Below are 26,959 nucleotides of genomic sequence, written 5' to 3'. Positions count from 1 at the left end.
ACGGGAGTCCGCATAATGGCGGCTCGATGAGGCGGGAGCACGCATGACAACCTTCAAGAACATTGGCCTGATTGGCCGCATGGGCAGTGCCAAGGTGGTGGAAACGCTCAAGCGGCTGATTCGCTTTCTCGATGAAGGCGGCTATCACGTCATTCTCGAGGATCGCACAGCCACCGTGATGCTGGATCACGGCCAACAGGAAGCCAGTCGGCGGATGCTCGGCGAGATCTGTGACCTGGTGATCGTGATTGGAGGGGATGGCAGCTTGCTGGGCGCGGCGCGAGCGCTGTGCAAGAGCGGTACGCCGGTACTGGGGGTCAACCGCGGCCGGCTGGGTTTCTTGACCGATATTTCGCCGAGCGACCTAGAGGCCAAGGTCGGCGAGGTGCTGGCCGGCCACTACGTGATCGAAGAGCGCTTCCTGCTCGATGCCGAGGTCTATCGCAACGATACGCTGGTCGGCAGTGCCGAATCCCTCAACGATGTGGTCATGCACCCCGGCAAGGCGGTGCGTATGATCGAGTTCGAACTCTTCATCGACGACCAGTTCGTCTATAGCCAGCGCAGCGATGGCCTGATCATCGCCACGCCGACCGGCTCCACCGCCTACGCGCTCTCCGGCGGTGGCCCTATCGTGCATCCCAGCATTGAAGCCATTACCTTGGTGCCGATGTTCCCCCATACCCTGTCCAGCCGCCCCATCGTGGTGGATGCCAGCTCCGAAATCCGCATTCACATCGGCGAGACCAACGAGGCCTACCCCCACGTCAGCTGCGACGGTCAGACCCGAGTGGTTTCCAAACCCGACGACATCCTCTATGTGCGCAAGAAGCCCGAGCGTCTGAAGCTGGTACATCCCCTGGGCCACAATTTCTACGAGGTCTGTCGCAGCAAGCTCGGCTGGAGCAGCCGGCTGGGGGATTGAGATGACCATGAGCGATGGCATCGAAGGCTATGACCTGATCGGCGACGTGCACGGCTGCGGCGCCACCCTGGCCGCGCTGCTCGAGAAACTCGGCTATCACCGGCGGCGGGGCGTCTATCGCCATCCTCGTCGGCGGGTGATCTTCCTCGGCGATTTGATCGATCGAGGCCCGCGCATCCGCCTGGCGGTGACTATTGCTCGACGTATGGTCGAGGCCGGCGAGGCGCATATTGTCTTGGGCAATCACGAATACAACGCCCTGGCGTATTGCCGGCGTGACCCCGAGGGTGGTTTCCTGCGAGCCCATACCCCCCGTCATAACCGCATCATCAAGGACACCCTCGAGCAGTACAGCGATCACCTGAACGAGTGGGACGATACCTTGGCTTGGTTCATGCAGATTCCGCTGTTCCTCGAGCGTGATGGCCTGCGAGTGGTTCACGCCTGCTGGGATCAGGCGTTGATCGACGCCTTTCGCCGCGACCACCCAGACGGGCGCATGGATGATGCCTTCCTGCAGGCGTCGGCGGTGCGGGGCACCAAGGCGTTTGCGATCATGGATCGACTGACCCGTGGCAGCCACCTCGTGCTGCCCGATAACCTGGAGATTCACTCAGGAGACGGTTTCCGGCGCCGCAGCTTTCGCACCCACTTCTGGGCCAAGGAGCCTCAGACCTATGGCGATGTGGTCTTCCAGCCGGATAACCTGCCTGGCGACCTGGAGCTCCGAGCGTTGAGCGCGAGCGAGCGTGATCGGCTGAGCTACTACGGGCCCGATGAGCCGCCGCTGTTTATCGGCCACTACTGGTGCGAGGGCATCCCGGCATTGCCGGCGCCCAACGTGGCCTGCCTCGATTACAGTGCGGTGAAGTTTGGCCGCCTGGTGGCCTATCGCTGGAGTGGTGAAACGCGACTGGATGCCAACCACTTCGTTTGGCTCAAGGTACCCAGGGATGAGCAGGCGATGCCGCGGCCCTGGGAGATTGACTTCGATTGAACGGTCGAGATCATTACTTCAAACAATTCGTCACGCTAAGAAAACAAACTTTTACATTATTTTAGGCAAAACGCATGAACTTCTTACCGGCAGGCGCATCTCAATGGTGTTCCCTTGAATGATCCCTTGCTCTTATCCGGCGGCCCCCTCCGCCGGATTTTTCTTTGTGGAATTCGTTACACTGGCGCCTGGACGCCTCTTGTGGCGTATGCCCCCATTCATATCGGCATGAAAAGGAACCCCGCATGTTGAAGGTGCTCATGCTGCCCCGAGACACCGATACCCGTGACCTGCGCCAAGCACTTTGGGCTCACCACATCGGCCATCGTTTCACCGAAAACGAAGAGGGCTACACCCTGTGGCTTGCGGACCCTGCTCAGTTGGATGCGCTCACGGAGCTGCTGGAGCGCTGGAAACGCGGCGAGTCGCTGATGCCAAGCGGCCAAGTGGCCCGCACTAAGCTCAATGCATCGCCGCTGTTGCGCCCCTTCGCCCTGGCGCCGGTGACCGCCAGCTTGCTGGCGGCTTGTCTGGTCGTGTTTGGCCTGATGGCGCTACTTGGCGATATCGTGGTGGCCATGTTGACCATCGTGCCGGTGGCCGTGGCGGGCGGCAGCCTGAGTCTGGGCACCCTGGCCGACACCCTGGGCTCCGGGCAGGTGTGGCGACTGTTCTCGCCGGCTCTTTTGCACTTCGGCTGGATGCACTTGGTCTTCAATTTGCTGTGGCTGTGGTATTTCGGCCGCCAGATCGAGGCGCTGCGCGGCGGCAAGCTGATGCTGGTCGTGACGATCGTCAGCGCCATCGTCGGCAACCTGGCCCAGTACGCCACCGGCACGGTGCTGTTCGGCGGTATGTCCGGGGTGGTCTATGCGCTGCTTGGCTACGTCTGGCTGATGTCGCGGCTCGCGCCCAGCAGTGGCTTCTTCGTCCCTCAGATGCTGGTGGTATTCATGCTGGGCTGGATGGTCTTCACCATGACCGAGATGGCCGGCATGGTCGGGTTCGGCAACGTGGCCAATGAGGCCCATCTCGGTGGCCTGGTCGTGGGCCTGGCGCTGGGCTGGTATGATGCGCGCCGTGCCCGCAGGGCCTGATGCGATGGTGATGACATCCCATGTCACTAAAGGAAGACTGAAATGAGCGAGATGACCTTCGACAAGATGGTCCAGCAGATGACGCCGGCCATCTACGAAAGCCTCAAGCAGGCGGTGTCGCTGCGCAAATGGCCCGACGGGCGAGTGCTGAGCGCCGAGCAGGTCGAGCTGTGCCTCGAGGCCGTGATCAAGTACGAGGCCGAGCATGGCGTGTCTCCCGACCAGCGGGTCGGCTATCTGGATCGCACCAGCTGTGGCAGCGATGCCGACAGTGCTCAGGGGAGTGCCAGCAACGGCGAGGAAAGCCTCAAGTGGGTGAATTGATCGACACCGCCGCTCGCGGTTGCCTGAGCAAGATGGCCATCTCGCCGGGAAAGGCGGGGGAGGCGGCGGATTACGCATTGTGCCTCGATGAGAGGCGCCTGCCCCTCAATGCGCGCTTGGGGCAGCCGTTGCGGCTTAGCTGGACCGGCGCCATTGCCTGCACGAACTGCGGCCGAGCCACCAAGAAAAGCTTCGCCCAGGGCCACTGTTACCCCTGCTTCAAGCGCCTGGCCAGCTGCGATACCTGCATCATGAAGCCTGAGACCTGCCACTTCTTCGCCGGCACCTGCCGCGAGCCGGAATGGGGCGAGCGTCACTGCTTCCAGCCCCATGTGGTCTATCTGGCCAACTCATCGGGGCTCAAGGTGGGCATCACCCGGCGTACCCAGGTGCCGACTCGTTGGCTCGATCAGGGCGCCATCCAGGCGCTGCCGATTCTCGAGGTCGACACTCGCCAGCAGTCCGGCTTCGTCGAGATGCTGTTCAAGGAAGAAGTCAGCGACCGCACCAACTGGCGCGCGATGCTCAAGGGCGACGTTGAGCCGATGGATCTGGTCGGCGAGCGTGATCGGCTGTTGGCCAAGCTCGAGGGCGGGCTTGGCAGCTTGCGCGAGCGTTTCGGCGCTGATGCCATCCGCGTGCTGGATGATGCGCCTCGCCACCTCGATTACCCGGTGCTCGAGTTCCCGCGCAAGATCGTGTCCCACAACTTCGACAAGGTCGCCGAGGTTGAAGGCACCCTGATGGGGCTCAAGGGCCAGTACCTGATCCTCGATACCGGCGTCATCAACCTGCGCAAGTTTACCGGCTACGAAATCCAGGTCGCGTGATGCGACTGCCAGCCTGTTTCAGCCTCTACTCAACCATAGTGCGCTAGCGCGGCCGCCAGTTCCTGCTCGTGAAAGCGCCTGGCGGCCTCACTTCCCACCGGGTCGCTGGACTCTGTTTCCCCATCGCCTTGCACCTCGCTTGTGAGGCGTCCCAAACGGCGGGCCTCATCGAAAAAGCCAGGCGCCGGCATGCCTCGGCGCTCTCTGGATTGGCTGACGACCAGGACGGCCAGGAAGGGGCGATCGGCCGCCGCGTCATCACGCATACTGTCTTCCAATAGCCGCGCCAGGGCCTGGATCATGCCGGGTGGAGATAGCCCCAGGGCTTCACAGGCCTGGCGGTAGGTGACGGTCTGGCCCTGGCGAGCGACCTGCACCAGGTAATGACGTAGCAGCGTCTGGGTAGACGAAGTGTCGGTCATGCGGGGCTTTCCTTGACGGGATTGGTAGACGGGCCTTAAACATATGGGTCTAGGGCAAAAGACGCCCATTCTAGCAGCCGTTGCCTCAAGCGCCGACGCGACGGTTGGCCTCCATGCGCTTGAGGAACACCTCGAGGATTCGGCTATAGAGCGCTCGCCCCAGCAGGGTATCTTCCACGCCGGTGTCGATGTTGGGGTTGTCGTTGATCTCGATAACGACTACCCGGTCGCCGACTTGCTTCAAGTCGACGCCATACAGGCCGTTGCCGATCAGCCGGGTCGATTTGAGCGCCGCCTTGATGACGGCGGCGGGCACGTCCTCGGGAGCGTGCGTGCTGAAGCCGCCGCTTCTGGCCTTGCCCTTGGAGTGGTCGTAGATCTGCCAGTGACCTCGGGCCATGTAGTAGCGGCTGGCGAACAGCGGCTGGCCGTCGAGCACGCCGATGCGCCAGTCGAAGTCGGTGGGCAGCCATTCCTGTAGCAACAGCAGGGCCGAGGAGGCGAATAGCCGCTCGGCCTCGGGCAATAGCGCCTCGGCGGAAACGATCTTGACGATGCCCCGCGAGAAGGAGCCGTCGGGCACCTTGAGTACCATGGGGAAGCTGAGCCCCGCCGCTTTTTCCGCCAGCCGCGGAAGGTCGCTGCGATTTAGCAGCACGCCTTCGGGAGTGGCGATGCCTCTTGCCCGCAGCAGGGTATGCAAATACACCTTGTTGGTGCAGCGCAGGATCGAGCGTGGGTCATCGATGACCACCAGGCCCTCATGCTCGGCGCATCGCGCCATACGATAGGTGTGGTGGTCGAGGCTGGTGGTTTCCCGGATGAAGAGCCCGTCGAACTCGGCCAGGCGGCCCGCGTCACGCTTGGTGATCAGCGAGACATCGATGCCCAGCTTGCGTCCGGCACGAATGAATTCCTTGAGCGCACCGCGGTTGCTGGGAGGCAGGGCCTCCTGGGGGTCGACCAGCATGGCCAGGTCGAAGCGATAGCGCCGGCGGGCCTTAGGGGTGCGCCAGACCTTGCGCGAGTGCCGATTCAAGGCGCTGGCGAACAGATCTTGCTCTTCTTGACTGAGCGCGGTGAGCCGCAATGGCTTGAGCCGTGACAGCCGCCACAGATCCTGGCGCCGCGTGAAGCGCGCCTCGAGCAGCGGGCAGGGCAGGCGCTCGAAGAGCTTGCGGGCAAGCTTTGATAGCCCAGGTTGCAGGCACTCACCAAACATCACGCGCAGGGTGATACTGTCGCCGGTCAGAGAGCCGCGCCGGGCCAGCTCATTGAGCAGGGGGCTCAGGGCTTCGAGCTGCAGATCGACCAGTGCCTTGCGCGACAGTTGGTTGAGCGTTTCGACGCTGGGTAGCACTCGCTGGCCGCGGGCTTGCGCGAGCAGCGATACATAATAGCCACTCTCCAGGTAGTCGAGTTCACCGGACAGGTTGATGACATGAGTGGCCGCATCCTGCTCTTGTTCCTTTTCCGGGGTCTGGTTCAGGGCCTGCGCTGGCCGCGCCTCTGCCAGGTAGTCATCGGCCGTGATCAGGTCGTCGCTTGGAAAGTAGGGGCGCCAGTCGATGAGACGGTCGACGACGATTTGCAGAGGCATTGAAGGGCTCTCCTTGAGCTCGGCCAAAAGGCAATTCCTGGCGATCAGCATGCGCGTGCAGGCAGATCAAGACAATATGCGGATATGGTGAAATAAATTCATCATGCAAGGCGGTGACACTGGGTTACATGCATCGCAGAATCCTCGTTACATCCTCAAGGTACCCATCGACATGACCGCCCTGTTGCGCCCGGCCCAGCCGGGTGACCTCGCAGCACTCTGCCAGCTCGAACAGCTCTGTTTCACGACCGATCACTTCAACCGACGCCAGCTTTGGCACTTATTGAACCGCGCTCACGCCATCACCTGGGTGGCCGAGGATGAAGCACAGCGACTGGTGGGCTATGCGACCCTGCTGTTGAGGCGTAACAGCCGTGCGGCGAGGCTCTATTCCTTTTGCGTGCATCCCGAGGTTCAGGGGCAGGGCGTTGGGCGGCGTTTGTTGGATACGCTGGAAAGCGAGGTGCGGGATCTTGGTTGTGAATGGCTAACCCTCGAGGTGCGGGCCGATAATCGACGTGCCCGGGCGCTCTATCGGCGAATGGGCTTCGTGCTGCGGCGCTGGCTCGATGACTACTATGCCGATGGCTGCGCGGCCTGGCAGATGGAGAAGTCGTTGCTGGCTGCTGACAAGAGGCAAGTGGTCAACGCCTGATGATTGAAGCGAGGCCGACGGGTGAAATGCCCGTCGCGGTGCTCTAGAATCGCACTCCATTTCCACTTCTTCAGGAACGTCTCATGCCCTCCTTCGATATCGTCTCTGAGTTTGACAAGCACGAAGCCATGAATGCCGTGGATCAGGCCAATCGCGAAGTACAGACGCGTTTCGACTTCCGCGGCGTCGATGCCAGCTTCACGCTCAATGACGACACTGTCGCGCTCGAAGCCGACGCCGACTTTCAGCTCAAGCAGATGGTCGATGTGCTGCGTGCCAAGCTGATCGCACGGGGTATCGATGCCCGCTGCATGGATGAACAGGACCCTGAGTTGAGCGGTGTCAAAGCCCGCCAGGAAATCAAGCTGAAGCAGGGGCTCGAGCAGCCGGACTGCAAGGCCATCGTCAAGCAGATCAAGGATGCCAAGCTCAAGGTCCAGGCCCAGATCCAAGGCGACAAGGTGCGCGTGACGGGTAAGAAACGTGATGACCTGCAGCAAACCATCGCCTTGCTCAAGAGCGAGCAGGGGCCGGATCTGGCTCTGCAGTACAACAATTTCCGCGATTGACCCAACGCAATAATATGGGTCCTAGCTTGGGTTACCATAAGTGAGTACGAGGCGGCGCCATGTGTTCGCTGGTACAAGGATGCCTCATTGAGCGGCGCTAGACGTCAAATAGCGCAAAGCGATTTCCGTTCAATCCGTTGTTGCGGTTCAATGAGTGCATGGATGCTAAGCTTTATCTAGACGCGGCCGTTATCAGGAGAACGGAGATGCCTCGAACCACCGTGACCCGCACCGCCTATCGCCTGTTGGCGATGGTGAGCTTCGCGCTCGGTGTGGTCGGTGCCTTTCTGCCGCTGATGCCGACCACTTGCTTCATGCTGGTGGCGGTATGGGCCGCTTCAAAGAGCTCGCCTCGTTTTGCTGCCTGGATTCGGCGCCACCCGCGTTTCGGTCCGCCCTTGACGGCCTGGGAGCGTGAGCGAGCGATTCCGCGTCATGCCAAGCGGCTGGCCGTACTGATGCTGGCACTTTCTATCGGAGTGCTGGTGTTTAGCCCGATTCCCCTGGGCATAAAGCTCGTCGTGATCGTCTCTCTGGCGTGCCTCGGGGCCTGGATCGTCACACGTCCAGAGCCTCGCGCTTTCCCGATATTCACCCTTACCTCCCAGGCTCTTTCGCCCCGGGCCATGCACTCGAATCAGCGCCGACTTTGAGATGGCTGCCACTGGCGCCGTACAATGATCGGCGATTTCAGAACAGGAGCCTTCCTCGATGTCTGCGATGCAGCCGACTTACCTGCATGATTACCAACCTCCCGCGTACCGGGTGACTCATACCGAGCTGAAATTCGACCTGTCGTCGTCGGCGACCCGCGTTACTGCCCGCCTGCATGTGGAGCGCCATCCCGCGCACCAGGGGGCAGGCTCGCTGCCGCTGGTGCTGAACGGCGAACAGCTCTTGCTCAAGCGTATCGCCATCGACGGTGAGGAGCTCGAAGCCGATGAGTACGCGCAGGACGATGCCTCGCTGACCGTGCATCAGGTGCCGGCAAGCTTCCTGCTGGACACTGAGGTAGAGATCAACCCGGCGGCCAATACGGCCCTGTCAGGTCTCTACCAGTCCAGCGAGATGTTCTGCACCCAGTGTGAGGCGGAAGGCTTTCGCCGCATCACCTTCTATCCGGACCGTCCGGATGTAATGGCAACCTTCTCGACCACGGTGATCGGTGACCGGGCGACGTTGCCGGTGCTGTTATCCAACGGCAACCCGGTGGAATCCGGCGAGCTACCGGGCGATCGCCATTTCGTCACCTGGGAAGACCCGCACCCCAAGCCCAGCTATCTGTTCGCCCTGGTGGCCGGTGACCTGAAGAAGGTCGAGGATCGTTTCACCACTCAGAGCGGACGCGACGTCACGTTGCAGGTGTGGGTCGAAGAAGAGAATCTCTCAAAGACCGATCACGCCATGGCCTCGCTGAAGCGGGCCATGAAGTGGGACGAACAGACCTATGGGCGCGAGTACGACCTCGATCTGTTCATGATCGTGGCCGTCAACGACTTCAACATGGGCGCCATGGAGAACAAGGGCCTCAACATCTTCAACTCGGCGGCGGTATTGACGCATCCGCATACCGCTACCGATGCGGCCTTCCAACGCGTCGAGAGCATCGTTGCCCACGAGTACTTCCACAACTGGTCGGGCAATCGCGTGACCTGCCGCGACTGGTTCCAGCTGTCGCTCAAGGAAGGCTTCACGGTGTTCCGGGACCAGAGCTTCTCGGCGGATACCAACTCGGCGCCGGTCAAGCGCATCGAGGATGTCGCGGTGTTCCGCACTGCCCAGTTCGCCGAGGATGCGGGGCCGACCGCTCACCCGATTCGCCCGGACCATTACATTGAGATTGGCAATTTCTACACCCTGACCATCTATGAGAAGGGTGCCGAAGTGGTTCGCATGCTGCAGAACCTGCTGGGCTGGGAGCTGTTCCGTCGTGGCTCGGACCTGTACTTCGAACGCATGGACGGCCAGGCCGCCACTATCGAGGACTTCGTCGGCTGCATGAGCGAAGTATCGGGTCTCGACCTGAGCCAGTTCATGCACTGGTACTCTCAGGCCGGCACGCCGGAGATCGACGCCCACGGTGAATACGACTATGCCAAGTCCGAGTATCACCTCACCCTGCGTCAGCGCACGGCGCCGACTCCGGGGCAGCCGGACAAGGTCGCGCTGCATATCCCGATTCGTATGGGGCTGGTCGGCACCAAGTCCGGCCAGGACCTCAAGATGACTCTCAACGGCGAGTCGGTAGGTACTGACACCGTGATTCATCTGCGTGAATCCGAGCAGCACTTCGTCTTCACCGACCTGGCCGAAGCCCCTGTGCCGTCGCTGCTGCGCGGTTTTTCGGCGCCGGTCAAGCTGCGGTTTCCTTACAGCCGTGAAGACCTGGCCTTTCTGCTGCAGCAGGATTCCGATGGTTTCAACCGCTGGGATGCCGGCCAGCGGCTGGCGATGCTGGCCCTCGATGACCTGATTGCGGCACATCGCAATGGCGTCGAGAAGGTCATGGACGTGCGCGTTATCGACGCCTTCCGTACCCTGTTGACCAGCGAAACCGATGACAAGGCAGTGCTCGCCGAGATGTTGACCCTGCCCTCGGAGGCCTACATCGCCGAGCAGCAGCCCGTGGTCGATGTCGATGCCATCCATGCCGCTCGTACTTTCGTCAAGCAGTCGCTGGCGGCTTCCCTGCGCGATGAGTTCATGGCGGTGTATCGTGCCAACCAGCTCGATGAGCCCTATGCGCCTGAGCCTGGGCAGATCGCTGCGCGCAGCCTCAAGAACGTGGCACTGTCCTACCTGGTGGCGATCGAGGACGAGGAGGCGCTGGAGCTTGTGCCGGCCCAGTTCAACGCCGACCACAACATGACCGACGTGCGTGCGGCTCTGACGCTGCTCACCCATAGCTCGCGCAATGACCTGGCCGATCCGGCGCTGCGTGCCTTCGGTGACAAGTGGGCCCACGATCCACTGGTCATGGATCAGTGGTTCAGCATTCAGGTAACCCGGCCACAGGCCGATGCCCTGGATCGCGTCAAGTTCCTGATGAAACATCCGAAGTTCTCGTTGAAGAACCCCAACAAGGTGCGTGCCCTGATCGGCGCCTTCGCCAGCAATCGGGTCAACTTCCACCGCATCGACGGTGCCGGCTACCAGCTGCTGAGCGATGTGGTGATCGAGCTCAACAAGCTCAACCCGGAAATCGCCGCGCGCCTGATCACGCCGCTGACCCGCTGGCAGCGCTTCGACGAGGCTCGTCAGGAGCTGATGAAAGCCGAGCTCGAGCGCATACGCGCAGAGGAACTCTCGCCGAACGTCTATGAAGTGATTGAAAAGGCGCTGGCCGATTGACGCCACGACCGGTGACGTATTTGGCGTTGCCGGTCAGGGGTTACGCCTCAGGCAAGTGCCAGTTTGATCGTGCTTGCTGATCTTGTGACTGGCATGACCGCCAGAGACGGAACGGGCCGCCCCATCGGGGCGGCCCGTTTTTTTCGAGAACGTTTTTCGAGAGCGTTCTCGGAAACAGGCGCAGTCAAGTGAGGAGGGGACGAGGGCGCCAGGCCTTTCAGCCCCCATCGACATCAGCCCAGCTGATCGACATCGGTGACTAGGCCTGCCTCCTTGGCGGCGCTGTCGGCCAGCGCCCGGCCGGCCTCGTCGTAGATGTGGTAGACGGCATTCGCCCCCAAGGCCTGGATCGGCTTGATCTCATCGGGATACTCGACGATGGCGGTGATCTGACCCTTGAACTCGTCTCGATCATGCAACTGCTTGAGGGCGAAGAGGTTGCCGGCATGGTGCGGCATCGCCAGCACCACGAGCTTCAGGCTCGGCGACATCATCAGCTTGTCCCAGAAGTCTGAATCCAGAGCATCGCCTTCCAGCAGGTTGTAGCCTTCTTCCTTGAGGCGCTTGACGCTTTGCGGGTTGCTGTCGATGCCCAGCACCTTGAGGCCGTACTGCTTTTGCAGCCGCTTGTAGGTGCTACGGCCGATACGGCCCATGCCCATCACGACCGCTTCGGCATTGCCAACCTCAATGGAGCGCTCGACCGCGTTCGGCCCCTTGGCCATTCCTGCGGGCAGCAGCTGGGCGAAGCGGCGATAGAGGGTCTCGCTGGCGCTATTTAGCAATGAGGAAAGCACGAAGCTGATTGCTACCGCCAGCGACATCACCACCAGCCATCTGTCGTCGAGCCAGCCCTGGCTGGTCGCCAGGGCACCGACGATAAGGCCGAACTCGGAGTAGTTGGCGAGTCCCAATGAAGCCAGCACTGAGGTGCGCAGGCGAAGCCGGAAGCCCATGAAAATCATCTGATAGAGCAGCGCCTTGAGCGGCACCACGGCCACCAGCAGCAGAGCCAGGCCGAGCATTTCGGCATCGGGCATGGCGGTCAGGCCGATGGTCAGGAAAAAGCCGACCAGCAGTAGCTCCTTGAGGTTGAACATCGAGCGCGCCAAGTTCTGGGCAGCCGGATGAGGCGACAATAACAAGCCCACGATCAGCGCGCCGAGGTCGCCCTTGATACCGACCGCATCGAAGAGGCCGTAGCCGACTACCAGCGCCATCAACATGCCGCACAGCATCTGCATCTCACCGTGGCCCATGCGGTCGAGTAACCGTTGCAGCAGGGGGGCCGCCGGAATCAGCAGCAACAGCAACAGTGCCCAGGGGCTTGGCAGTTCGCCGGTGGAGGCGGTAAGGAACACCACCGCAAAGATGTCCTGCATGATCAGCACGCCGATCGCCAGGCGACCATAGGCGGTCTGGGTCTCGCTACGCTTGTCCAGCACCTTGATCACAAAGACCGTGCTTGAGAACGACAGGGCGAAACCCAACAGGGCCAGCGTTTGCCAAGGAACGCCCTCGAGCAGCGTGAAGCCTGCCAGTTCGTATAGGCCCATTGCCGCACTGAGCAATAGCGTCGAAGCGACCAGATGCAGGGAAGCCCCGCCCCACACTTCTTTACGTAGCAGAGTGCGCACATCGAGCTTGAGGCCGATGGTGAACAGCAGAAGCGTCACGCCGATGTTGGCCAGTGTGGTCAGCAGCGGCGTTTCTTCATAGCCCAGGGCATTGAGCACGAAGCCGCCGGCAAGGAAACCGACCAGTGGCGGAAGCCTGAGTGCAATGGCGCCCAGGCCGCCCAGAAAAGCGACCAGCAGAAAAGCCGGTTCGATCATGATGTCTCCTCGTGTGCACGTCCCTGTTCGGGGCAGGCGCGTTATCTGAGCGTGACTGCCTATGCCTCATGGTTTCCTATCGGCCAGCCTTTGCCAACCTTTTGCACTGCCCATGCGTCGCCGATACCCGGGCCAACGGTGTAAGATGAGCGATATGAATGCTAATCGCTCAATGTTACGCCTGCTGATAAACGGCAAATCGGCCCAGTCACCGCCTCTGCGCGAGGCTGTGGAAGCCGTGCGCAAGCAAGGCGTCCGGCTTGAGGTTCAGGTGACCTGGGAAGCCGGGGATGCCGCCATGCTCACTGAGCAGGCAGGTGAAGCTGGCGCATCACGGCTGATCGTCGCCGGCGGTGATGGCACCGTGAACGAGGCGGTCAATGGCCTGATGCGCCTGCCTCGTGAGGCACGGCCTGCCTTGGGCATCTTGCCGATGGGGACGGCCAATGACCTAGCCACTGGCTTGGGCATCCCCGAAGAGCTCAAGGCAGCACTGAGCTTGGCGCTCACGGCGTCTCCCCGAGCGGTAGATGTGTTGCGAGTCGGCGACCACCATTTCCTCAATATGCTGTCGGCAGGCTTCGGGGCGGAGATTACGGCCTCTACGCCCAAGTCACTCAAGCGTCTACTCGGTGGCGGTGCCTATTCGCTGATGGGGGCCCTCAAGGCCTGGCGTTTCCACGCTTGCCCGGCCCGGCTCGAGTGGCCGGGGGGCGAGGGGCGGCGTGAACTCTTCCTGCTGGCGATTGGCAATGGCGCCCAGGCCGGTGGAGGGCAGCAGCTTAGCCCGATGGCCCGTCTAGATGATGGCCTTTTGGAGGTGCTGGCGGTGCGGCAGTTCTCTTCGCTTGCGGGGATGCGCCAGATGCTCGGCGAACTCAGGCGACTACCTGCAAGCGGCGAGTTCGTGGAGTACTGGCAGACTGATCAGATCCGAGTGACGGCCGACAAGCCACTGCCACTGACTTTGGATGGCGAGCCACACCGCCTGGATCATCTGGATGTGGAACTGGCGCCAGGGGCCATCGACTTGCTGGCCCCAAACGACTGTCCATTGTTGGAGCATGCGGCGCCGGCACCATGATGGCGGTTCATGGCGACGCAATAAGACAATTCATGATCACGACTCATGATGACGATCCAGGACAACGAAAAGGAGCGATGTCCGATGTTGACCCCATTCCACCTGGCCGTTCAGGTCCGCGATCTCGGTGAGGCGCGCGGTTTCTACGCTGACCTGCTGGGCTGCCCGGAAGGTCGCTCGAGCGATACCTGGATCGACTTCAACCTCTTCGGCCATCAGTTCGTCTGTCACCTCAATCCTGACATGACGCCGCAGCGCCATCATAATGCGGTGGACGGCCATGGCGTGCCGGTACCGCATTTTGGGGTGGTGCTTCAGATGCCCGACTGGGAGGCGCTTGTCGACCGCCTGACCGAGGCCGGGGTGCGTTTCGAGATCGAGCCCTATGTGCGCTTTCAGGGCCAACCCGGCGAGCAGGCCACCATGTTTTTCTATGATCCCAGCGGTAACGCGCTGGAGTTCAAGGCCTTTCGCGATATCGACGGTCAGCTGTTCGCGACCTGATTGAGGCATACGCCTACCACAGCCCAACGAGAGATAGACAATGGATGAATTCATGCAGGCGGCGATTGACGAGGCGAGGTTGGGCCTCGCGGAAGGCGGGGTGCCGATCGGCTCGGTGTTGGTGCATCGCGGGCGCATCATCGGGCGTGGTCATAACCAGCGCCAGCAGCGTGGCAGCGTCGTGCTGCATGGTGAGATGGATGCCCTCGAGAATGCTGGGCGTCAGCCGGGGGCGGTGTACCGGGACTCAGTGCTCTATACCACCCTCTCGCCCTGTCCGATGTGTAGCGGCGCCATCCTGCTGTATGGCATACCCAAGGTGGTGATCGGCGAGCATCGTACCTTTGTTGGCGCCGAAGACACTCTGCGTCAGGCCGGCATCGAACTCGAAGTGCGCGACGATGTCCAGTGCCGTGAGCTGATGAATACCTTCATTCATCGCCACCCCGAAGTCTGGGCCGAAGATATCGGCGAGTGAGCCGGCGCCTTGCGTGCGCGGCAGCGCTTTGCTGGAATGACACCACACACGATGCGAGGAAATTCAAGATGATGAAGACGCCATACGGGGCCCTGCTGCTGGCTCTGGTTCTGAGCCTTGGGCTGGCCGGATGTGGCAATGGTGACGATCCGGCGGCCGGCGATCCGGCGGCCGGCGACCCGGCGACCAATGATCAGACGACCAGCGACCAAGCGGCCAGCGACACGGCGTCGAACGCCCCTGCGGCTGAAGGTGCGCCCGCAGCTGAAAGCTCTGATGGAGCAGCGGCGACAGAGGATGGTAGCGCAGCTTCGATCACCAATGCCCCCGAGGCCACAAGCGATGGTGCAGCCACAGCTGATGAGGGCGGTGATACTGGCGCGATGAGCCAGGGTTCCATGGCCGACGACTCCCAGCTCAGCGAGCCCCAGAATAGTTCCACCGCTGAACTGGCACCCAGCGAGCCGAGCGAGTCCGAGATTGACTCCATGATCAGCGATGGCGATAACCTGGAAGTGACGCCTGGCGAGACCAGCGAGTCCGAGATCGAAGCCTTCATGGCGGAGACCGAGCGCCGCTTCGAAGAAGCCCAGCAGGAAATTGATCAGCAGTTCAAGGAAGCGGAGAGCAAGACGCCTGACGAGATGCTGAACGAGGTCGATCAAGAACTTGGTCAGCCCTGACGTTTCGTCCTAACGTCATCGGCGGCCGCGGATGAGCCGGCGTTTCCAGCGCCAGGCAACGTCGGATTCAACGAGGTGCGGCGGCAAAGAAAAAGGTCCACCTCGGTGGACCTTCGCTTAGGCATTGAGTGTCTTTGCATAGACTGCGCCAGCAGTCTATGTGAAAAGCCGATGTGAACACTCGGTGCTGTAACCCTCTGCTGCTGTCTGCCATCGCAGCGCTAGCAACTGGCGAGGGGCAGGCGCGCCATTTGGTCTGATCCTAGCTGATCAGCTAACGGCCTTGATATTGGCGGCCTGAAGGCCTTTCTTGCCCTGAGTGACGTCGAAGCTGACCTTCTGACCGTCCTGCAGAGACTTGAAGCCCTCGGCCTGGATCTCGGAGAAGTGGGCGAAGAGATCGTCGCCGCCATCATCCGGAGAAATGAAGCCGTAGCCCTTGGTGTCGTTGAACCACTTGACAGTGCCAGTTGCCATCTTTTTTTCCTTACCTTACGTAATGACCAAGCTGAGGACATCATGCCCGTTTCCGGTGCAAGTCCCCTCTGTATATGGGTTATGCCAATAAGAAAAACCACATTCGCTAACCCACTTGGCGGATAGATGCATCGGCAGCCGAGTTGGGTCAATATAACCCGCACTGGCATGCCTTAGTGCCCGCAAAATCACTTTAGATGGAAATATCATGGTCGTCCAGAACGTCGATTTCACTGCCGCCGATGCCCCTCAACGCTTCGTTGCCTCGCTGCGCGAGACGGGATTCGGCGTGCTGCGTAACCACCCGATTTCATCCGAATTGGTGGAGTCCATCTACCGCCAATGGCAGGCCTTCTTCGAAGGGCAGGACAAGCATGAGTTTCGCTTCGATCCTGAGCGCCAGGATGGTTACTTTCCGCCTTCGGTCTCCGAGACCGCCAAGGGCCAGTCGGTCAAGGACCTCAAGGAGTACTACCACGTCTATCCCTGGGGCCGGATCCCGGATGCGCTGGCCGATGACATCATGGAGTACTATCGCCGCGCCGAGGCACTGGCGGCGACGCTACTCGGCTGGATCGAGGCCGAAACGCCGCCGGAGGTGGCCGAGCGTTACCGGGAGCCACTGTCGCAGATGATCGCCGATAGCGGTCAGACACTGCTGCGTGTCCTGCACTATCCGCCGCTGTCCGGCGATGAGGTGCCCGGTGCAGTGCGTGCCGCTGCCCATGAAGACATCAATTTGATTACCGTGCTGCCGGCGGCCAATGAGCCCGGGCTCGAAGTCCAAGACCGTGAAGGAGAGTGGCTGGCGGTTCCCTGTGATCCGGGCCAGTTGATCATCAATGTCGGCGATATGCTTCAGGAGGCTTCGGGCGGGCACTTCCCTTCGACGTCTCATCGCGTGGTCAATCCCAGTGGGCCGGCGCGTTTTCACTCGCGGCTGTCGTTGCCGCTGTTTCTGCATCCGCGGCCGGAAGTGGTGCTGTCCGAGCGCCATACGGCTGACAGCTATTTGAAGGAGCGCCTGCGCGAGTTGGGCGTCATCTGAAGAACAGTATCGGCGGAGCGCTGACGGGGCTCTTCGCTACTCCACTTCGCTACACGTCTAGACGAGGTTTTTGATATGACAGCAATGAGCAGTGCGTCCAGTGACACCCACAGCAAGCTGATGGGCTACCTGCTGTGGATCTTCGGTTTCCTCGGCGCCCATCGCTTCTATTATGGCAAGCCGGTCACCGGCACCATCTGGTTCTTCACCCTGGGACTCTTGGGTGTTGGCTGGCTGATCGACCTGTTTCTGATTCCTGGCATGGACCGTGACGCGGACTTTCGCTACCAGGCTGGCCCGATCAATTACTCACTGGCCTGGGTGCTGTTGACCTTCCTTGGGGTGTTTGGCCTGCATCGCTTCTATATGGGCAAGTGGCTGACCGGTATTGTTTATTTGCTGACCGGCGGGTTCTTCTTGCTGGGCGTGCTCTATGACTTCTGGACCCTCAACGACCAGATCTCGATGAAACATGCCAAACGTGGCATCTTCAACTGATTCATGGCCGGGCAGGCCCGGCCTTCGTCCACTCGCTCTAACCGGGCGATACTGCACGGCAAGGAGGCCTGCCGCTGATGTTCTTCGATGCCCAGTTCTGGCCCTTTCTGGTGGCCATCACGCTGCTGACGCTGAGTCCCGGGGTGGATACCCTGTTGGTGATCCGCAACACCACGCGAGGGGGGCGGCGTGATGGGGTGCTGACCAGCCTGGCGATCTGCTCGGGGCTCTTCGTGCATGCCGCCGTCTCGGCGCTGGGCATCTCGGTCATCCTGCTGCAGTCGGCCTGGGCCTTTTCGGCGCTGAAGCTTGCCGGTGCGGCTTACCTGATATGGCTTGGCCTGCAGAGCCTGGCGAGCGCGCGGCGGGGCACGCCGCTGCCGGTTGCCGGCTGTGGCGTTGAGCGGCAGGCGGTATCGTGCTGGGTGCCGCTGCGCGAGGGCTTTCTCTCCAATGTGCTCAACCCCAAGACGGTCGTGTTCTACATGGCCTTTCTTCCGCAGTTCATCGCCCCGGGCGACCCGGCGTTGGCCAAGTCGCTGTGGTTGGCCGGGGTGCACTTCCTGATCGCCAATATATGGCAGATTGGCATCGTCCTGATGCTGGGCCGGGCCGGCCACTGGCTGGTGCGCCGGGCGGTGTCGCGCACCCTGGACGGCGCCACCGGGGTGGTGATGGTGGCCTTTGGCCTCAAGCTTGCGCTGTCACAGCGCCCCATCTGAATGCCGCCTTGTCGGCGGCGAGTCGATCGGTTGCGGGGCATGTGGGCAAGACCAGTCGCACCTAATGAACTCGGCGTTACACAAGCGCTCCACCTGAAAGCCCCCGCCTGAAAACACCACGGGCCCGCTAAACGGGCCCGTGGTATATCAGTCTCTGTGCCAGAGTTGGCTGTAGGAACGCGGCAAGCGCGCTATTGCTGGGCTAGCAGCGAGGTATCGTAACGCTCGCTGCGCTCCGCCTGTGTCAGCAGCGACACATCCTGGGTGTTGCCGCCCTTGGCGAGACTCTCGAAGATCACCCGATAGGCCATCACGGCCTGAACGTACTGGCGGGTCTCGTGGAAGGGAATGCTCTCCACGAACAGGTCGAACTCCCGCGGGGCATCCTTGAGCCAGCGATCGACCCGGTTAGGACCGGCGTTATAGGCAGCGGTAGCGGCCAGCCGATTGCCACGGTAGCGCTCGATCATGTCCTGGATATAGCGGCTTCCCAGGCGGATGTTGATTTCCGGCTGCAGAACGCCATACAGGCCAGGATCCTCGAGTCCCAGTTGGCGGCTGACATGGCGCGCGGTGGCCGGCATCAGTTGCATCAATCCACGGGCACCGGCCGGTGAGACCACCGTTGGGTTGTAGGCACTTTCCCGGCGGGCGATGGCCATCAAGAGATAGGGGTCGACGCCGCGGCGATTGCCCCATTGGAGGAAATCGTCGCGATAGGCCTCGGGGAAGCGCCAGTCCAGTGCATCCCAAAGGCCGGCGGCAATCGTGGTCTGCACGGCGCGGGCATGCCAGCCCCGGTAAGCGGCGTAGTCCGCCAGTGCCCTGGCCTTGTCAGCATCGGCACGGGCTGCAGCGGTGTACCACTCGCTGTTGGCAAGCCCGGGCTCATCGATGCGAATCAGGGCCTCGGTGCGCTGCACGACCGGCCATTCGGCAATGCGCTCGCGGTAGGCCGCGTTGTAGCTAACACGCTCCAGGTTCAAGGCATAGGGTACCTCGAGGCGGTCGGCGGCGGCGAAGCCGAAGAAGCTGCGGTCGCCGGCGGCAGCGCGGAAGGCGTCGGCGGCGCCGCTGGGATTGCCGAGCTGCTCGAGGGCGCGGCCTATCCAGTATTGCCAGCGGGCTTCGCGGCGTGGCTCGTCCGGCATGCGGTGCACCCAGTCGATCACGCCGCTCCAGTCACGTTGGTCAAGTGCCCGGCGTACTCTGAGCTTCAGCAGGTCGGTGTCGTGGAAATCGGGGAGGGTGGCATCGACCCAGCCGCGGTTATTGGCGACTTCGCGAACCATCGAATAGAACAGCAGGTCGTGCTCGATTGCCCGACGTGCACCGGCGCCGAGAGCGAGGTGCGGCGCGATCTTGCGCCAGGCTTCCAGCGCCGCCTCGGTATCGGCTCGGGTGAAGCCGTGCATGGCAGCCTCGAAGAGGGCGTCGGTGCCTTGCCCCTGGGGGCCGATGCGCGTGGGTACCTGGGTAATGGTCGAGAAGTCCTGCTGCAGGCGGTCCAGGGCGTCTAGCCCGGGCTGCCAGGCGCTGCCTAACTGACGGCCAAGATAGCTCACCATGCCTGTCTCACCGGCCTGCCAGGCCAGGGTGAGGCGCTCCCAGGTCTCGAGGTCGCCGATCTCGCCACGTTCGCGAAGGGTGCGAAACAGCGGGTCACAGGCGTCGGGCTGGGAGTGACCGACACGCCACAACGCGCGCCCGCCATCGGCGGCATCCTGCGGGCGGGTATCCAGCAGAGCGGTGTAGTAGTAACAGCGTCGCTGGGTGCCACGGGGCTCACCGTCGCTTATCTCGCGCAGGCTTTCAAAGCGACCGGCCTTGCCGTAACGGCTTATGGCTTCGCCGCGCATCCAGTCGGCCAGCGGCGAGTCGTCGTGGCGGGTCATGAAGTCTTGCACCTGCGATGCCGGCGCATCTGGCAGGCGTGACAGCAGGCGGTGGTAGTCCACATAGCCCTCGAGGACATGGCCATCGATGGCCGCCTGGTCGATACGCGAGAATTCCTGCGCCCTGGCGGCCTTCAGAGCATCACGCATGGCCATGTCCTGCGTTTCACCGGCCTTGGCCGCATCGACCGATAGACCCAGCGGCAGGCTGAGCGCCAGACTTGCCAGCAGGGCCGGCCAATGCCGAGAGGGGAGGAAGCGTCGCATTAGGGGGGTCTCCAGAGTCGCGCCGTGCATGTCACTTATCTTCGCCGATGCATGACTCGTTGAGTAGTGTCGCCAGCTTTCGACAGGTGATGAAGGTTCAGGTGTCTCGTGGCATCGTTGCCAGGAGCGAAAGCGCTTTGACAGTCCGCCTAACCCTGGCGTCAGTTTAAGCGGGTGACACTCGGGGAGGGCAAGGGGTCTAATGAGCTAGCATTCGCACCAAGTATGCCGCAAACAGCAACCGGGGCGGTCAGGGGAGAGCAACATGGCAGGATCATCGTCAGGAGGCAAGGGCTGGCTTGGCCGGCGCGGTCGATCACTGGCACGGATCGGTCGCGCGCTGCGCTCGTTCGTCCCCATGCTGGGCGATGTGCTGGCGGGGCGCTATCGGCCGGTGCCCTGGCGAGCCATCGGGTGCATGACGGCGGCGGTGGCCTATCTGCTGTCACCCTTGGACCTGATCCCGGATGTCTTTCTGGTCTTGGGGTTGGCTGATGACGCGCTGATCGTTGGCTGGCTGCTATCCCGGGTCGATCGGTACCTGGCGCCCTATCATGCCTGGCGGGCAGAGCGCGCTGACTAGCCATGGGTCTGGCTGCAGAAGACCTGTCGCCATTCGCCCGCATTCGCCACATCAATGCCATCCAGTTGATTCGGTAGGCTTGAAAAGCCCGTACAGGTCCCCATATTCCGATCACGTCACCCGATACCGGCGTGTTGCCTTGGCAGCCGCCCCCAATGCTGAGATCGATGAGGGACTCGTTACATGTCTACCGTCACCCATGAAGAAACCCTGGGCTTCCAGACCGAAGTCAAACAGCTGTTGAATCTGATGATTCACTCCCTGTATTCCAACCGGGAGATCTTCCTGCGTGAGATGATTTCCAACGCTGCCGATGCCTGCGACAAGCTGCGCTATCAGGCGCTGGATAACGATGCGCTCTACGAGGGCGACAGCGAACTGCGTATCGAGATCGAGCACGATGCCAAGGCCGGCACCGTCACCGTGCGCGACAACGGCATTGGCATGAGCCGTGAGGACGTGATCCAGAACCTCGGTACCATCGCCAAGAGTGGTACCGCCGACTTTCTCCAGCAGCTCTCCGGCGAGCAGCAGAAAGATGCACGCCTGATTGGTCAGTTTGGTGTCGGCTTCTATTCCGGCTTCATCGTGGCCGACGAGGTCACCGTGCGCACACGTCGCGCCGACCTGCCCAAGGATGCCGGCGTCGAGTGGCGCTCGAAAGGCGAGGGCGAGTTCACCATCGCCGACATCGACCGTGAGGTGCGCGGCACCGAGATCGTGCTGCACCTCAAGCAAGACGCTCAGGAATACGCCGACGACTTCCGTCTCAAGAACCTGGTACGCAAGTACTCCGACCATATCGAAGTGCCGGTGCGTATGCCCAAGGTCGAGACTGCCAAAGACGACGAGGGCAACGAGATCGAAGGCAGCGAGGTCGAGACCTGGGAAACCGTCAACGAAGCGACCGCGCTTTGGGTTCGCCCCAAGGCCGAGATCAGCGACGATGAGTACAAGGCGTTCTACAAGCACGTCTCCCACGACTTCAGCGATCCGCTGACCTGGAGCCACAACCGGGTCGAGGGCAAGCTCGATTACACCAGCCTTCTCTATGTACCAGGCCGCGCGCCCTTCGATCTCTACGAGCGTGACGGTGCCCGCGGCCTCAAGCTCTACGTGCAGCGCGTCTTCATCATGGACGACGCCGAGCAGTTCCTGCCGCTGTACCTGCGCTTCATCAAGGGGGTGGTCGACACCAAGGATCTGTCGCTGAACGTGTCCCGCGAGCTGTTGCAGCAGGACCCGCAGGTCGACAAGATGAAGGCGGCCCTGACCAAGCGCGGCCTGGACATGCTCAAGAAGCTGGCCAAGGACGACGAGCAGTATCAGACCTTCTGGAATACCTTCGGCACGGTGCTGAAGGAAGGCCCGGCCGAAGATCACGCCAATCGCGACAAGATCGCCGGTCTGCTGCGCTTCGCCTCGACCCACACCGACAGCACGACTCAGGATCAGTCACTGGCGGCTTACGTCGAGCGCATGAAGGAAGGCCAGCAGAAGATCTATTACATCGTCGCCGACAGCTTCAATGCGGCCAAGCACAGCCCGCATCTCGAGATCTTCCGCAAGAAGGGCATCGAGGTGCTGCTGCTTTCCGATCGTATCGATGAATGGCTGATGAGCCACCTCACCGAGTTCGACGGCAAGTCCATGGTTGACGTCGCCAAGGGCGACCTGGATCTGGGCGAGATCGAAGACGAGGACGAGAAGAAGGCCCAGGAAGAGACCGCCAAGTCCAAGGAAGACCTGGTCAAGCGCGTCAAGGAAGCGCTGGGTGAAGAGGTTCAGGAGGTGAAAGTGACTCATCGTCTGACCGATTCCCCGGCCTGCGTGGTGCTGCCGGAGCACGAGATGGGCTTCCAGATGCGCCGCATCATGGAGGCCGCTGGTCAGCCGATGCCGGAGGTCAAGCCGATCCTTGAACTCAACCCCGATCATGCGCTGGTCGGTCGTCTTGAGAGCGCCGATGGCGAGGCCTTCAGCGACCTGTCGCGTATCCTGCTCGATCAGGCAATCATCGCCGAGGGCGGACATCTCGACGACCCGGCTGCTTATGTCAAGCGTCTCAACACGCTGCTGATGGCATAAGCGTCACGCGCTGATATCGGCTAACCGCGCTTCCCGCGGTGAGTCGCTGCCAACCCCGTCAGGTTCGCCTGGCGGGGTTTTCTGTTTGTGCGATGCAAAATAGCTCGGTGATTCGGTGAATGCCTGATACTCTTGCCCGCCGGTTATCAATGGGCCCTGAGGCACACCTGCACACGGCCTTTTTTGCGCCTTGATAGTGGATGAGAGGCATCCTCGTTCGACCTTCATTGCAGGATGGCCCTCACCCCCGTTAGCGGAGTCCTGATGATGCGCTGTCTACCCCCCTGGTGTTTCCTGTCGTCGCCCTCGCGCGCTCGGCGCTTGCCGGCAGCGTTACTGGCAATGAGTCTTGTTGTTGCCCTGGTGGTCATGCCGCCGGTAGCCGTATCCCAGCCCGCTGAAGCTCGTTCCATTCCCGATACGGAACCGGCCGCGGCCGTGACCCTGCCTGATCTGCGCCAACTGCCGGCAGGCCCCCGGCGCAAGGATGCATTCCTGCAAGTGCTGGTGCCGATCGTCGAGGCCGAAAACTCGCGGCTCGCTGCCCGTCGTGAGTGGCTGCTGGCGCTCGCCGAGCGAGATACGTCCTGGACCTCCGCCGAGCGTGAGCGGGTAACGGCGCTATGCAAGGAATATGCGCTGGACTGCGCGCCCGGCGAGATCAATGCGCTGCTGCTCAAGCGGGTCGCCCCGCTGCCGCTGGAAATGGTCGCCGTGCAGGCGGTGGAAGAGTCCGGCTGGGGAACGTCGCGACTGGCACGCCAGAACAACAACCTGTTTGGCATGCGCACCAGCAGCGGCCGCTACCGCTCCTTCGATAGTCTTCAGGACGCCGTGCGGGCCTATCTCAAGAACCTGAATACCCATCGCGCCTATGCAGAACTGCGGGCGCGACGCGCCCAGTTGGCGGCTCATGGCGAGGTGCCCCCGGAGGCCTTGATCGCCACGCTCGATGACTACGCCACCCGTGCCGACTATCAGCATGTATTACTGTCGCTTCTGCGCACCAATGCGGAGCGAATTCGTCGCTATGCGGGCGATACACCGGCCTGATTGGACGCTTTGGCCATTGGCCAGATATTGCCGATGCCAGCATGACGAGCACCTCCATGACGCCTCCCCGGCTGATGCCGCGGGAGGCGTTGTCGTTTCAGCACCCAGTGCGGTAGAGCGTTGAGAGTCGCGTGCTTTGGTGCAGGGCAGCACGGCGCGCGAACGCCTATGCTTGCATGATACTTGCCGGGTACGTGCCCTTCGGCACATGTTCATTCGGAGCAGCTAAGCCTGTGGTTATTCGGTTCACGAGCGCTCATTCGTTGTGGGATGAGGTATTCGTTTCAAGTCGGCTGCTTCGGCGCAAGGTGGTTTATGCGCTTCAGGCGTATTTGTTCGGCTCAAGGCAGAGCATGTGGGTCGGGAGCGCTTCTTTCAGGACAGGCGACGGAGGTGGTGATGGTGCGCCAGTCAAGCAATGCACGGTTGCGTCTTTATGATGCCCGGGATGATGCGGCGGCTCTGCTGCTGATCGATCTCCAGAAGGCCGTCGATGATGTCGAGCTCAATGGCACCCATAGCAATCCAGTGCTCGACGACCGAGTGGATGAACTGTTGAGGTGCTGGCGGGGTGGCAACGGCCATATCGTTCATGTCAGGCATTTCTCCCATACGCCCGGGTCTCTGTACCGATCCGGGCATGCCGGGGCCGAATTCAAAACCTCAGCGATGCCTCTTGCCGGGGAGCGTATCGTTACCAAGCACGTCGAAAGTCCCTTCATCGGCACTGACCTGGACATCTGGTTGAGGCGTCATGGCATAGCGCGCCTGGTGGTGGCGGGCGTATCCACCGGCCATGCCGTGTCGACCGCCGCTCGCCATGCCCACTGCCTGGATTTTGGCGTGGTCGTGGTCGCGGATGCCTGCGCGAGCTATGCCATCGACGATCTCGACGGGCAACCCTTGACCGCAGAGGAGGTGCAGCGTTTCAGTTTGGCGTTGCTGGGCAGCCATTACGCGCGGATCAGCTCGACGCAGGAAGTCGTGCAGCAGTTTTGATGCGGCAGCGTATTGCGAGCGCAGGTGGGCGGTGACGAATCGTCGAGCGGTGAGGGGGAGTCCAGTAATAACGCTTTCATTATGACACCCATAACGATTATGTCAGGTATGAGGTCACAGGTTTTCTATTATTTATCAATCAGTTGAGTCATTCCGTTAATATAACAAGTACATTATGGATGCCATAACTGTATATTTATAAAGGATTTTTTATTGTAAACCCTTGCCTTTGCGTGATTTTCTCCAAACACTGCTGTATCGCAAAGGGGGGCCATGGGCTGACAAGGTTGGTGTGTTACCCCCGGATATGCATATAGATATCGACTCATTCCCGCCGTTTTGGAACGGCGGCCAGCTTCGCGGCGAGCGTCGCGACAGGGAGGCACAGAGTGAAGATCGGAGCACCAAAGGAGCGAGCCCCGGGCGAGGCGCGAGTGGCGCTGACGCCGGAGAGCGCGCAGCAGATTCAGAAACTTGGCCATGAGTGCCTGATAGAGGCCGGGGCTGGCGTGGCGGCAGGCTTTGCCGATGCGGCCTATCGTGATGTCGGCGTCAGCGTGGTCGACGACGCCGAAATGCTCTGGAAGCAGGCCGATACCGTCATCAAGGTACGCGAGCCCTCCGACGAGGAAGCTGGTCGGTTGCATGATGGCCAGACGCTGATTTCGTTCTTCTGGCCGGCCCAGAATGAAGCCCTGCTGGAGCGTTGCCGTGCTAGTGGCGCCACCGTCGTTGCCATGGATATGGTGCCGCGTATCTCCAGGGCACAGAAGATGGATGCCCTGTCGAGTACTGCCAATATCGCCGGCTACCGCGCGGTGATCGAGGCGGGTAATCAGTTCGGGCGCTTCTTCACCGGCCAGGTCACCGCTGCCGGCAAGGTGCCGCCGGCCAAGGTGCTGGTCGTCGGCGCCGGGGTGGCAGGACTTGCCGCCATCGGCACGGCCACCAGCCTCGGCGCTGTAGTGCGGGCCTTCGACGTGCGGCCCGAAGTGGCCGAGCAGATCGAGTCCATGGGCGCGGAGTTCCTGTTTCTCGATTTTGAGGATAGCCAGGACGGCTCCGAGAGCGGCGGCTATGCGGCTCCCTCCAGTCCGGAGTTTCGCGAAAAGCAGCTGGCCTGTTTCCGCGAGCAGGCGCCGGAGGTGGACATCGTCATCACCACCGCGCTGATTCCTGGCAAGCCGGCCCCCAAGCTATGGCTCGAGGATATGGTTCATGCCATGAAGCCGGGCTCGGTGGTCGTCGACCTGGCCGCCGAGAAGGGCGGCAACTGCGATCTGACCGTGCCGGATGAGCGCATCGTCACCGATAACGGCGTGATCGTGGTCGGCTATACCGACTTCCCGTCGCGCATGGCGACGCAGTCCTCGCTGCTTTATGCCACCAATATTCGCCATATGTTGACCGATCTGACCCCTGAGAAGGATGGCGTGGTCAATCACAACATGGAAGATGATGTCATCCGCGGTTCCACGGTGACTCACGCCGGAGAAATCACCTTCCCGCCGCCGCCGCCCAAGGTCAAAGCGATCGGCGCATCCAAGCCCAAGCCGAAGGAAAAGGAGCCCACTCACGAGGAGAAGAAGGCCGCCGAGCATGCTGCTTTCGTTTCCCAGACCAAGCGCCAGGTAGGCATGCTGGTGGTGGGCGGGGCCTTGATGTGGCTGCTTGGCCAGGTGGCGCCGGCTTCCTTCATGCAGCATTTTATTGTCTTCGCTCTGGCCTGCTTCGTCGGTTTCCAGGTGATCTGGAACGTCAGCCACTCGCTGCACACCCCGCTGATGGCGGTGACCAATGCGATCTCCGGCATCGTCATCCTCGGCGCTGTGTTACAGATCGGCTCGGGCAACTGGCTGGTAGGACTGCTCGCCAGTATTTCGGTGTTGATCGCCTCCATCAATATCGTGGGTGGCTTCCAGGTGACACGCCGGATGCTGGCCATGTTCCAGAAATCCTGAATCGCGGAGATACC

The 26,959-nt window shown here is 61.6% G+C and carries 26 protein-coding genes; 21 read left to right on the top strand and 5 right to left on the bottom strand.

Going from position 1 to position 26,959, the window contains the following annotated elements:
* Nucleotides 1-43: 43 nt before the first annotated feature.
* The 5 genes from HUS66_RS11565 to HUS66_RS11545 all read left to right on the top strand — a co-directional run bounded on the left by HUS66_RS11565 (nt 44) and on the right by HUS66_RS11545 (nt 4,173).
* Entirely contained in the window at nt 44-925 is an 882-nt protein-coding gene (locus tag HUS66_RS11565; RefSeq protein ID WP_175071066.1) for an NAD(+) kinase, read from the top strand.
* 1 nt (nt 926) lies between these two features.
* The gene (locus HUS66_RS11560) at nt 927-1,922 is read left to right on the top strand and encodes a metallophosphoesterase (RefSeq protein WP_175071065.1); all 996 of its coding nucleotides are present in this window, start codon (nt 927-929) and stop codon (nt 1,920-1,922) included.
* 245 nt (nt 1,923-2,167) lie between these two features.
* A complete protein-coding gene (locus HUS66_RS11555; protein WP_175071064.1) occupies nt 2,168-3,019 on the top strand; it encodes a rhomboid family intramembrane serine protease in 852 nt (283 codons plus the stop codon).
* A 42-nt stretch (nt 3,020-3,061) separates the two neighbouring features.
* Nucleotides 3,062-3,343, top strand: coding sequence for a YeaC family protein (locus HUS66_RS11550; RefSeq protein WP_175071063.1), 282 nt, complete (start codon nt 3,062-3,064; stop codon nt 3,341-3,343).
* Nucleotides 3,344-3,375: 32 nt separating this feature from the next.
* On the top strand, nt 3,376-4,173 hold the full coding sequence (locus HUS66_RS11545; protein ID WP_175071139.1) for a DUF2797 domain-containing protein: 798 nt from the start codon (nt 3,376-3,378) through the stop codon (nt 4,171-4,173).
* 29 nt (nt 4,174-4,202) lie between these two features.
* Here the strand turns inward: HUS66_RS11545 and HUS66_RS11540 are convergent, their stop codons facing one another.
* Together HUS66_RS11540 and HUS66_RS11535 are read right to left on the bottom strand one after the other, a co-directional pair.
* Nucleotides 4,203-4,595, bottom strand: coding sequence for a hypothetical protein (locus HUS66_RS11540; protein ID WP_175071062.1), 393 nt, complete (start codon nt 4,593-4,595; stop codon nt 4,203-4,205).
* Nucleotides 4,596-4,680: 85 nt separating this feature from the next.
* Nucleotides 4,681-6,195, bottom strand: a complete 1,515-nt coding sequence (locus HUS66_RS11535) for a RimK family protein (protein WP_175071061.1) — start codon at nt 6,193-6,195, stop codon at nt 4,681-4,683.
* A 172-nt stretch (nt 6,196-6,367) separates the two neighbouring features.
* Between HUS66_RS11535 and rimI the strand changes: the two genes are divergently transcribed.
* The 4 genes from rimI (at nt 6,368) to pepN (ending at nt 10,770) form a co-directional block, all read left to right on the top strand.
* Nucleotides 6,368-6,850, top strand: a complete 483-nt coding sequence (gene rimI / locus HUS66_RS11530; protein WP_175071060.1) for a ribosomal protein S18-alanine N-acetyltransferase — start codon at nt 6,368-6,370, stop codon at nt 6,848-6,850.
* 83 nt (nt 6,851-6,933) lie between these two features.
* Nucleotides 6,934-7,419: a YajQ family cyclic di-GMP-binding protein gene (locus HUS66_RS11525; protein WP_092522623.1), complete on the top strand. Its 486-nt coding sequence runs from the start codon at nt 6,934-6,936 to the stop codon at nt 7,417-7,419.
* Nucleotides 7,420-7,625: 206 nt separating this feature from the next.
* Nucleotides 7,626-8,072: a YbaN family protein gene (locus HUS66_RS11520; protein WP_175071059.1), complete on the top strand. Its 447-nt coding sequence runs from the start codon at nt 7,626-7,628 to the stop codon at nt 8,070-8,072.
* A gap of 58 nt (nt 8,073-8,130) precedes the next feature.
* Nucleotides 8,131-10,770 (top strand): aminopeptidase N, encoded by a 2,640-nt coding sequence (gene pepN, locus HUS66_RS11515; RefSeq protein WP_175071058.1) that lies wholly within the window; start codon nt 8,131-8,133, stop codon nt 10,768-10,770.
* Nucleotides 10,771-11,003: 233 nt separating this feature from the next.
* Here the strand turns inward: pepN and HUS66_RS11510 are convergent, their stop codons facing one another.
* On the bottom strand, nt 11,004-12,605 hold the full coding sequence (locus HUS66_RS11510) for a cation:proton antiporter family protein (RefSeq protein WP_175071057.1): 1,602 nt from the start codon (nt 12,603-12,605) through the stop codon (nt 11,004-11,006).
* 145 nt (nt 12,606-12,750) lie between these two features.
* Here HUS66_RS11510 and yegS point away from each other — a divergent pair, with 145 nt between their 5' ends.
* From yegS to HUS66_RS11490, 4 genes are all read left to right on the top strand, one after another.
* A complete protein-coding gene (yegS, locus tag HUS66_RS11505) occupies nt 12,751-13,689 on the top strand; it encodes a lipid kinase YegS (RefSeq protein WP_175071056.1) in 939 nt (312 codons plus the stop codon).
* Nucleotides 13,690-13,773: 84 nt separating this feature from the next.
* Nucleotides 13,774-14,193 carry a VOC family protein gene (locus tag HUS66_RS11500; protein WP_175071055.1) on the top strand — a complete coding sequence of 140 codons (420 nt, stop codon included), beginning with the start codon at nt 13,774-13,776 and terminating at the stop codon, nt 14,191-14,193.
* A gap of 40 nt (nt 14,194-14,233) precedes the next feature.
* The gene (locus tag HUS66_RS11495) at nt 14,234-14,671 is read left to right on the top strand and encodes a nucleoside deaminase (protein WP_175071054.1); all 438 of its coding nucleotides are present in this window, start codon (nt 14,234-14,236) and stop codon (nt 14,669-14,671) included.
* Between the two features lie 68 nt (nt 14,672-14,739).
* Entirely contained in the window at nt 14,740-15,354 is a 615-nt protein-coding gene (locus HUS66_RS11490) for a hypothetical protein (RefSeq protein ID WP_175071053.1), read from the top strand.
* Between the two features lie 270 nt (nt 15,355-15,624).
* Here the strand turns inward: HUS66_RS11490 and HUS66_RS11485 are convergent, their stop codons facing one another.
* On the bottom strand, nt 15,625-15,831 hold the full coding sequence (locus tag HUS66_RS11485; protein ID WP_175071052.1) for a cold-shock protein: 207 nt from the start codon (nt 15,829-15,831) through the stop codon (nt 15,625-15,627).
* Nucleotides 15,832-16,039: 208 nt separating this feature from the next.
* On the opposite strand from HUS66_RS11485, the gene HUS66_RS11480 reads away from it, so the two are divergent.
* The 3 genes from HUS66_RS11480 to HUS66_RS11470 all read left to right on the top strand — a co-directional run bounded on the left by HUS66_RS11480 (nt 16,040) and on the right by HUS66_RS11470 (nt 18,099).
* Nucleotides 16,040-16,879 carry an isopenicillin N synthase family dioxygenase gene (locus tag HUS66_RS11480; protein ID WP_175071051.1) on the top strand — a complete coding sequence of 280 codons (840 nt, stop codon included), beginning with the start codon at nt 16,040-16,042 and terminating at the stop codon, nt 16,877-16,879.
* Nucleotides 16,880-16,963: 84 nt separating this feature from the next.
* On the top strand, nt 16,964-17,377 hold the full coding sequence (locus HUS66_RS11475) for an NINE protein (RefSeq protein ID WP_175071138.1): 414 nt from the start codon (nt 16,964-16,966) through the stop codon (nt 17,375-17,377).
* 77 nt (nt 17,378-17,454) lie between these two features.
* Entirely contained in the window at nt 17,455-18,099 is a 645-nt protein-coding gene (locus HUS66_RS11470; protein ID WP_175071050.1) for a LysE family translocator, read from the top strand.
* Between the two features lie 191 nt (nt 18,100-18,290).
* Here HUS66_RS11470 and HUS66_RS11465 read toward each other — a convergent pair whose 3' ends face one another.
* Nucleotides 18,291-20,261, bottom strand: a complete 1,971-nt coding sequence (locus tag HUS66_RS11465) for a transglycosylase SLT domain-containing protein (protein ID WP_175071049.1) — start codon at nt 20,259-20,261, stop codon at nt 18,291-18,293.
* A gap of 265 nt (nt 20,262-20,526) precedes the next feature.
* Here HUS66_RS11465 and HUS66_RS11460 point away from each other — a divergent pair, with 265 nt between their 5' ends.
* From HUS66_RS11460 to HUS66_RS11440, 5 genes are all read left to right on the top strand, one after another.
* Entirely contained in the window at nt 20,527-20,844 is a 318-nt protein-coding gene (locus HUS66_RS11460; protein WP_175071048.1) for a YkvA family protein, read from the top strand.
* A gap of 183 nt (nt 20,845-21,027) precedes the next feature.
* The gene (gene htpG / locus HUS66_RS11455; RefSeq protein WP_175071047.1) at nt 21,028-22,932 is read left to right on the top strand and encodes a molecular chaperone HtpG; all 1,905 of its coding nucleotides are present in this window, start codon (nt 21,028-21,030) and stop codon (nt 22,930-22,932) included.
* Between the two features lie 264 nt (nt 22,933-23,196).
* Nucleotides 23,197-23,985, top strand: coding sequence for a glucosaminidase domain-containing protein (locus tag HUS66_RS11450; protein ID WP_175071046.1), 789 nt, complete (start codon nt 23,197-23,199; stop codon nt 23,983-23,985).
* Between the two features lie 399 nt (nt 23,986-24,384).
* Nucleotides 24,385-24,984 carry an isochorismatase family protein gene (locus HUS66_RS11445; RefSeq protein ID WP_175071045.1) on the top strand — a complete coding sequence of 200 codons (600 nt, stop codon included), beginning with the start codon at nt 24,385-24,387 and terminating at the stop codon, nt 24,982-24,984.
* 389 nt (nt 24,985-25,373) lie between these two features.
* The gene (locus HUS66_RS11440; RefSeq protein ID WP_175071044.1) at nt 25,374-26,945 is read left to right on the top strand and encodes a Re/Si-specific NAD(P)(+) transhydrogenase subunit alpha; all 1,572 of its coding nucleotides are present in this window, start codon (nt 25,374-25,376) and stop codon (nt 26,943-26,945) included.
* Nucleotides 26,946-26,959 lie beyond the last annotated feature (14 nt).

The organism is Onishia taeanensis, from assembly GCF_013349955.1.
In the GTDB taxonomy this organism is placed as follows: Bacteria; Pseudomonadota; Gammaproteobacteria; order Pseudomonadales; family Halomonadaceae; genus Onishia; species Onishia taeanensis_B.
The sequence above is the reverse complement of the archived record's forward strand: the minus strand, read 5'-3'. Positions and strand labels throughout refer to the sequence as shown.

Bases quoted from the DNA above. Each gene is read 5' to 3' on its own strand.
- HUS66_RS11565 (WP_175071066.1), top strand. From the start codon at position 44: ATGACAACCTTCAAGAACATTGGCCTGATTGGCCGCATGGGCAGTGCC.
- HUS66_RS11560 (WP_175071065.1), top strand. From the start codon at position 927: ATGACCATGAGCGATGGCATCGAAGGCTATGACCTGATCGGCGACGTG.
- HUS66_RS11555 (WP_175071064.1), top strand. From the start codon at position 2,168: ATGTTGAAGGTGCTCATGCTGCCCCGAGACACCGATACCCGTGACCTG.
- HUS66_RS11550 (WP_175071063.1), top strand. From the start codon at position 3,062: ATGAGCGAGATGACCTTCGACAAGATGGTCCAGCAGATGACGCCGGCC.
- HUS66_RS11545 (WP_175071139.1), top strand. From the start codon at position 3,376: ATGGCCATCTCGCCGGGAAAGGCGGGGGAGGCGGCGGATTACGCATTG.
- HUS66_RS11540 (WP_175071062.1), bottom strand. From the start codon at position 4,595: ATGACCGACACTTCGTCTACCCAGACGCTGCTACGTCATTACCTGGTG.
- HUS66_RS11535 (WP_175071061.1), bottom strand. From the start codon at position 6,195: ATGCCTCTGCAAATCGTCGTCGACCGTCTCATCGACTGGCGCCCCTAC.
- rimI (WP_175071060.1), top strand. From the start codon at position 6,368: ATGACCGCCCTGTTGCGCCCGGCCCAGCCGGGTGACCTCGCAGCACTC.
- HUS66_RS11525 (WP_092522623.1), top strand. From the start codon at position 6,934: ATGCCCTCCTTCGATATCGTCTCTGAGTTTGACAAGCACGAAGCCATG.
- HUS66_RS11520 (WP_175071059.1), top strand. From the start codon at position 7,626: ATGCCTCGAACCACCGTGACCCGCACCGCCTATCGCCTGTTGGCGATG.
- pepN (WP_175071058.1), top strand. From the start codon at position 8,131: ATGTCTGCGATGCAGCCGACTTACCTGCATGATTACCAACCTCCCGCG.
- HUS66_RS11510 (WP_175071057.1), bottom strand. From the start codon at position 12,605: ATGATCGAACCGGCTTTTCTGCTGGTCGCTTTTCTGGGCGGCCTGGGC.
- yegS (WP_175071056.1), top strand. From the start codon at position 12,751: ATGAGCGATATGAATGCTAATCGCTCAATGTTACGCCTGCTGATAAAC.
- HUS66_RS11500 (WP_175071055.1), top strand. From the start codon at position 13,774: ATGTTGACCCCATTCCACCTGGCCGTTCAGGTCCGCGATCTCGGTGAG.
- HUS66_RS11495 (WP_175071054.1), top strand. From the start codon at position 14,234: ATGGATGAATTCATGCAGGCGGCGATTGACGAGGCGAGGTTGGGCCTC.
- HUS66_RS11490 (WP_175071053.1), top strand. From the start codon at position 14,740: ATGATGAAGACGCCATACGGGGCCCTGCTGCTGGCTCTGGTTCTGAGC.
- HUS66_RS11485 (WP_175071052.1), bottom strand. From the start codon at position 15,831: ATGGCAACTGGCACTGTCAAGTGGTTCAACGACACCAAGGGCTACGGC.
- HUS66_RS11480 (WP_175071051.1), top strand. From the start codon at position 16,040: ATGGTCGTCCAGAACGTCGATTTCACTGCCGCCGATGCCCCTCAACGC.
- HUS66_RS11475 (WP_175071138.1), top strand. From the start codon at position 16,964: ATGAGCAGTGCGTCCAGTGACACCCACAGCAAGCTGATGGGCTACCTG.
- HUS66_RS11470 (WP_175071050.1), top strand. From the start codon at position 17,455: ATGTTCTTCGATGCCCAGTTCTGGCCCTTTCTGGTGGCCATCACGCTG.
- HUS66_RS11465 (WP_175071049.1), bottom strand. From the start codon at position 20,261: ATGCGACGCTTCCTCCCCTCTCGGCATTGGCCGGCCCTGCTGGCAAGT.
- HUS66_RS11460 (WP_175071048.1), top strand. From the start codon at position 20,527: ATGGCAGGATCATCGTCAGGAGGCAAGGGCTGGCTTGGCCGGCGCGGT.
- htpG (WP_175071047.1), top strand. From the start codon at position 21,028: ATGTCTACCGTCACCCATGAAGAAACCCTGGGCTTCCAGACCGAAGTC.
- HUS66_RS11450 (WP_175071046.1), top strand. From the start codon at position 23,197: ATGATGCGCTGTCTACCCCCCTGGTGTTTCCTGTCGTCGCCCTCGCGC.
- HUS66_RS11445 (WP_175071045.1), top strand. From the start codon at position 24,385: ATGGTGCGCCAGTCAAGCAATGCACGGTTGCGTCTTTATGATGCCCGG.